The 6,320-nt window shown below is 27.5% G+C and carries 8 protein-coding genes; all 8 read right to left on the reverse strand.

What is annotated here, in order from left to right:
- Positions 1–279 precede the first annotated feature (279 nt).
- Entirely contained in the window at positions 280–570 is a 291-nt protein-coding gene (locus tag ACRC03_RS12200; protein ID WP_438652845.1) for a hypothetical protein, read from the reverse strand.
- 66 nt (positions 571–636) lie between these two features.
- On the reverse strand, positions 637–1,110 hold the full coding sequence (locus ACRC03_RS12205; protein WP_438652846.1) for a hypothetical protein: 474 nt from the start codon (positions 1,108–1,110) through the stop codon (positions 637–639).
- An 85-nt stretch (positions 1,111–1,195) separates the two neighbouring features.
- Positions 1,196–1,789, reverse strand: coding sequence for a hypothetical protein (locus tag ACRC03_RS12210; protein ID WP_438652847.1), 594 nt, complete (start codon positions 1,787–1,789; stop codon positions 1,196–1,198).
- A gap of 20 nt (positions 1,790–1,809) precedes the next feature.
- Positions 1,810–2,100: a DUF960 family protein gene (locus ACRC03_RS12215; RefSeq protein ID WP_438652848.1), complete on the reverse strand. Its 291-nt coding sequence runs from the start codon at positions 2,098–2,100 to the stop codon at positions 1,810–1,812.
- Positions 2,101–2,114: 14 nt separating this feature from the next.
- A complete protein-coding gene (locus ACRC03_RS12220; RefSeq protein WP_438652849.1) occupies positions 2,115–2,441 on the reverse strand; it encodes a hypothetical protein in 327 nt (108 codons plus the stop codon).
- Between the two features lie 163 nt (positions 2,442–2,604).
- Entirely contained in the window at positions 2,605–3,438 is an 834-nt protein-coding gene (locus ACRC03_RS12225) for a lysozyme inhibitor LprI family protein (protein ID WP_438652850.1), read from the reverse strand.
- 32 nt (positions 3,439–3,470) lie between these two features.
- On the reverse strand, positions 3,471–5,660 hold the full coding sequence (locus tag ACRC03_RS12230; protein ID WP_438652851.1) for a hypothetical protein: 2,190 nt from the start codon (positions 5,658–5,660) through the stop codon (positions 3,471–3,473).
- Positions 5,661–5,901: 241 nt separating this feature from the next.
- Positions 5,902–6,320: Kae1-like domain-containing protein (locus tag ACRC03_RS12235; protein ID WP_438652852.1), on the reverse strand; the 419-nt coding region annotated here is incomplete at its 5' end.

Below are 6,320 nucleotides of genomic sequence, written 5' to 3' on the forward strand. Positions count from 1 at the left end.
AAATTAACAATAACAAATTTGAGACTTTTTTCATATACTTTTTCACTTTTTAGGTGAAAATTTTTAATATCTGGACATTAGTGGCTACGCCTTTTTAAGCGTAGCTTTAATTATTTAATGAATAATTCAGGATTATATATTTAATAAACAAGTAAAAAAATATTTCAAACAAATTTATACTAAGTTTATACTAAATTTATTACTAATTTATACTAAGTTTATTATAAGTTCATAGAGCTACTTTTAGCTTTTCATAGCTTCCAGTAGCTCCTTTTATCATCACTTGTTAAGTATTTCTTTTAACTTATTTATGAAATCTTTTGAAAATAATTTTTCTTGTATTGCTTTATCTAGTAGCTCTATTAAATCTTGTTCTGGTAAGTCTAGTGGTCTGGCTACCAAGTGCCTACCTCTTACAGTATTTTTTTCATACATAAACCTTATTTCTTCTTGTCCATCTCCATCATTGACTATTATTTTCTCTATTCCGTATCCATATGAACCTTTATCTATTATTGATTGTTGCAATATTGTACAATAGTTAGTTATTTTCACTACTTTCTTACTCATTTCTTTATCTCCTTTTAGTTTATTTTTCTATGTTCCTTTATTTCTAAATCCACGTTTTACCGTTATCTATCTAATAGATTGATTTATCCAAATATCTGCAAGTTTATTTTTATTGATAGCTCTTTCTAGGAATGACTTATCTTTTATTCTTTCTTCTATTTCTTTTTTAGTATCGTCTTTTGTTCTTTCATTAGTTTTAGATATTGTATATCTACCTATCTTTATGTAGTTATTTTTCTTTATCTCTTCATAGTAAGCTATTGTATCTTTTATGCTTGTTTTATTTCCTTCTAAGTTTAGCCATGAGAAAAGTGTTATTACATCTTCATTTATTTCTGTTACGTTTGTTTCTTTTACTATTTCAGTTATCTTATTAGGGTTATTTATTAGATATGATTTTAGATTATTGTCCTTTAGAGTTGATAGTATTGATTTTATTTTTTCTTTAGTTTGATTATCCATGTTGTAGTATTTATCTACTACTATTTGTATTTCTTTAAGCATCAAGTTACTTATTATTTCATTATCTTTATTTAACATTGTATCCTCCAAGTTATTTTATATTTAGTTTTAGACGTGGAAACGTGGTTTTTCTTTTTTTCACGTTCCCACTTTACTTTTATGACTATTCTTCTTCTATCTGTGAATATCTGTATTCTATTCCATTCATAGTGAAAGCATATTGTGGATATAGTTCTAGTACCTCTTCTAAACTATCATTATCCACAATTTCTTGTACCATTTCTTCTTTAGTTGTCCCCTCTATCCACATCTCAATCACTTGCTCTTTTGAAAACAACTTATCCACATAGTATTCCTGTTCAAGTCTATCCTCTAAAAGTTCTTTGGCGTACTCTTTCAAATATTTTTCTTCTCTGTAGATTATGTAGTCTTGTACTTCTAAGTAGTTATTTATCTTCAATTCCTCTAGGTATTCTTTTGCCTTCTCTAAGTCTATTTCTTTTATCTCTGAATTGTACCAAGCAAAGAATGTTACTACTGATTTATCCAATTCTATCTCTTTTGTTTCTTCAATTATTTCTAATAGTTTATTTGGGTTATTTGTTAGGTATGTTTTTAACTCTTCATCTCTTAAGTTTGATATGATTTCTTCTATTTTAATTTTAGTATCTTCATCTATCTTATTGTATTTCTCAACTAAATCCTGTAGTTCCCTAAAGAATAGTTTATTCAGTATCTCTGAATTATGTTTTATCATTGTTCTTATCTCCTTACTTTCTAATACTCATGACTGAACATCATTGTACTGTATTGCCCATTGTCAATTATGTATAGTTTCATTTTAGTTTCTATTCCAGTATTTTTTACTATATAGCTAAATGTGAATTCGGGTATTTCTTGTTTATGTATTATCTCCACGAATTCACGACCATTAGGTATTACTTCAAAGACTTGTAGATAGTCTTTTTCTCCTTCTATTTTCTCTACTAAATTCCACATTAGTATTTGTATTTCTATTGGTACTCTGTCTGCTACTTCTCTTGTTAAGTATCTTTCATTTGAAAACATTATGTATCTCCTTTCTATTGTTCAAGTATTTCTCTTAGCTTCTTTTCACAAATTACTACTATCGCAAAATCACTACTCAACAAAAATAGAGCTGATATGTAGTCAGCTCCTTCTATCTCATCTATGTATTCTGCTATTGTTTCTTTTAGTATCTCTTCTTTGAATATTGCAATGTCATCTTCATCTACTAATGCTATGTATCCACCTAAGTCTTCTACTGTTCTTTCTGTACCGTAGTTTTCTTCAAGTATTTTTAGATTTTCTCTCATTACTTCTTTTACTTGTTGTGGTAGCTCTTGAACTAAGTCTAAGTGTTCTTCCTTCCAAATATTGATTACCATATTATTTCCTCCTTATGTTTTTCTACACAAAAATAAGGTAGATGTAGCTTTTATTTGCCACACCTACCTTGCTATCTATGTACCTAAATGGAATTATCTATCTAGTATAGATATCCTTTACATTATTATGATATATGCTTATTGTTTTATTTATTTCATTTTTCTATTTCATGTATATTTCAACTAATTCATAGCATCTTTCTTTTGTTTGTCTTGATAGTGATTCTGTATATTCTAAATCATACATACTTCCACCTTCAAACTCAGAAGCCGATTCTTTTGCCCCTGCATCTCTGGTTACTATCCACTCTCTTTGTTCTACTTTAAGTGATTCCATCTCAGAACTTGATAGCTGAGTTTTTAGAACTCCATAAATTTCATTTAGTGCATCATCCCATTTTTTAAGTACTGTAGAAGATGTTTCTTTCATCTCTACTGTTGAACCATCATAACTTAATGTACTTGCTTCTTCTTCTATTGAATTAAGTTTTTGAATATATTCATCTTTAAGATTTTGTTGACTATCTTCACTTGTAGATTCTTCTGCAACTACACTCTCTGTTTCATCTACAACTTCATAATCTTCATTTTCTACAGATTCTTTGTTCTCATAACTTTGACTTTCATCATAGTTAATTTCATCTTCTAATTCTATTTGTGATTCTATTTGTGAATAAGTATTATTCTTATTGTTATTTATATTCTTAATGAATATTCCCCCAACTATTATTACTAATAATGAACAGGTAATTATCCTAGTCTTATTGGATCCATCTTTCAAAATTTTAAACAACATTAATATCCCAGCTATTCCTATGATAAATATAGCAACTTGTGCTAATATAGTAATTAATATTGATACTATAAATAATGATATTATAAAATACTTAACATATCTCTTCATCCATAAATCCATTGAGTGAAATACATAGTTACGATTAAAATAATAAAATATTACTCCTGCCAATACTAATGATAAAACAACGATTATACCCATAGCTTACCTCTCCCTACTTTTAGTTTTTTTAATTATATTCTTCCTGACTTTTGTAATTTCTTTACTTGCTTAATAGCCTTCTTACTTTTGCTTAATTTCTTATATTCTTCAAATACTGATACTACTGCCCCTAATAAGAATATACCTATTATTATTTTCAATAAAGTTCCTACTCTCCCAAAGAAATATAGTCCTAAGGGAATCATTATAGCTGACCCTATTAACATACTTTTAAAGCTGTCTTTATTTTCTTCATGTTCATCTGCTTCATCTATAGTTTCACTATAGATATCTTTCATATGTTGATTTATTCTATCTATGTATATATTGACTATTTCTGTATTGAATGAATTTGATTCAATTTGCTTCTTAGCTTTTATTAGGCTTTTTTCATTTTCCACATCTATTTCATTTGTTATTTCATCTAATATTGACTTCTCTTCTCTAGCTAAATTAGCCTCTTCTCTAGTTTCAAATAATAGGTCTTCTACTGTTCTCTCTTTAATATCTATAAGTTCTAGTCTTTTATCTAATTCTTCTATTGTATTTTGAGCTATTGTTGTATTGAATTTATTTGACTCTATTTGTATCTTTGTCTGCTTTATACTACTTTCATTATCTATCGCTATATTATCCATTATTTTATCTAATTTTAATTTTTCTGTTCTAGCTAAATTAGCCTCTTCCCTAGTTTCAAACAATGTATTGCCTACTGTTCTTTCTTTTATATCAATATTGCTTAATATGTCTTCTATTTCTCTAATTACTTTATTTTCAGAATCTAACCTAGTTCCAATATTTATTATTTTTTCCTTTGCAGTTGATAGACTCTTTTCATCTGTTTTATCCATACCATTTGCTATTTCTTCAATTTTCAACTTATCTTCTCTAGCTTTTTTAGACTCATCTCTTGTATTAAACACTATATTATCTACTGTTCTTGCCTTTAAATCAATTTCTTCTAATTTCTTATCTATTGATTCCATATATGAATTCACTATCTTGGTATTTAATTTTAATCCTATTATTTTATTTTTTGCATTTACTACATCTGACTCTACATCCATATTAGCTTTATTTAAAATAGATTCTATTTTTACCTTTTCTTCTTTAGCTAATTTAGCTTCTTCCCTAGTTTTGAATAATATAGAATCTACAGTTCTTGCTTCTTCATCAAATTGATTTAGCTTTTTATCTAGCTCTTTAATTTCAGTAATATTGCTGTTCAGTCCCAATCTTTTGATTTCTTGTAGTATAATTTCTTTTGATTCTAAAGTCTCATTCTCTGTATCAGTTTGCAAAGTACTAAATTTTCTTTCTATAATATTTCGTTTGTAGTAGTCTATGTCATATCCAAAGTAGTTAGCTATTTTAGATATTTCATTATTTTCATCCCCAAAATTACTTATTGCATATGTATATACTGATTCTATGTAAGGATTTAAATTTATTAATTCGCTAACAATTTCTATCTTTTCTTTATTGCTTATATTTTTACCTTTTATATTTGATAATACTACTTTTGCCTTTTTAGCTTCTTCTGCATAAATATATCCAAATTGTAGATTTGCATTATCTTCTAAGAACTTAGTATACGAATAATGCATATTATAAACTGCAATATAAATTCCATATGCTAGTGTTTCTAATGTTGATGAGTCATTAAATATTCTAGTTTTTTGTTTGTTTACTTTTATACTTGAACCTATTCTACCAATCATATTAAATGTTCCATGCACTGCACCTGTTGCTGCATTCATTGCACCTGCTTGCATACTACCTTTTAAAGCATTTTGCCATCCAAATCCTCCACCTTGCCATCTTCCTCTTGAATTTTTTCTGTACTGTCTATATTCTTCTTTTTGTTTTTCATCCAAAACAACATTCATGTATTGGTCATTTATCTTGCTGTATGCATCATCCCATAATTCTATTACATCTTGACAATATTCTTCTACAAATAGTTCATTGTTTATAGTGTAGAATTTATTCTCTACAAGTTTATCTACAGTATTTCTTATTACTTTTGAAATAACATATATACCTTGATCATATCCTTTATTAATCACATCATCTAAATTTCTATTATTTTCTTTATATTCATTTATGAATTCTTCTCTACATCTTTCTGCTATTGATTCATACTGCAATCTTATCTTGTTATAGCTGTCTCTTTCATCTGTTATCGAAATTTCAGTTCCCATGAATTTAAACTTTACCATTTATTAATCTCCTTTTCAAAATATAAATACATTTTTATTAGTTAAATTATTACTAGTTACATTATTATTCCAAAGAATAGTATACTTCATCTATCTTGTCATTTTTTGTAAAATAATGTTTATAAATAACTTTTTATACAACAAAAAATAGTAGATATAAATCTACTATTCTTAAAACGCGCTCCGTTACTTGTGATACGGTTCATCATTTTTAATTCTAATGGTTATTTTTTATTAAAATTTATTGTTGTCCTATTTTTAAGTTAGGAACGGCATTTAAGCTCATATCGTCTCTTCTTCCGCTTATGTAGTTGTAATATCCTGCACACCCTATCATTGCTGCGTTGTCTGTACATAATATTGGTGATGGATATTTTACATCTATGTTTTCTTTTTTACCTAATTCTGTTATTTTTTCTCTAAGTGCAGAGTTGCATGCTACTCCACCTGCTAGTGTGATTGTATCATAGCCTTTTTCTTTGGCTGCTTTTATTGCTTTTTTAGATAATACTTCTACTACTGCTTCTTGGAATGATGCACATACATCTTCTACAACTATTTCTTCGTTCTTCATTTTCTTGCCATTTAAGTAATTTAAAACTGCTGACTTTAATCCACTAAAACTAAAATCATAACCGTCATCTAAATAAGCTCTTGGGA

Origin of the sequence: Romboutsia sp., from assembly GCF_051659545.1 — a bacterium.
Taxonomy (GTDB): Bacteria; Bacillota; Clostridia; order Peptostreptococcales; family Peptostreptococcaceae; genus JBOFOR01.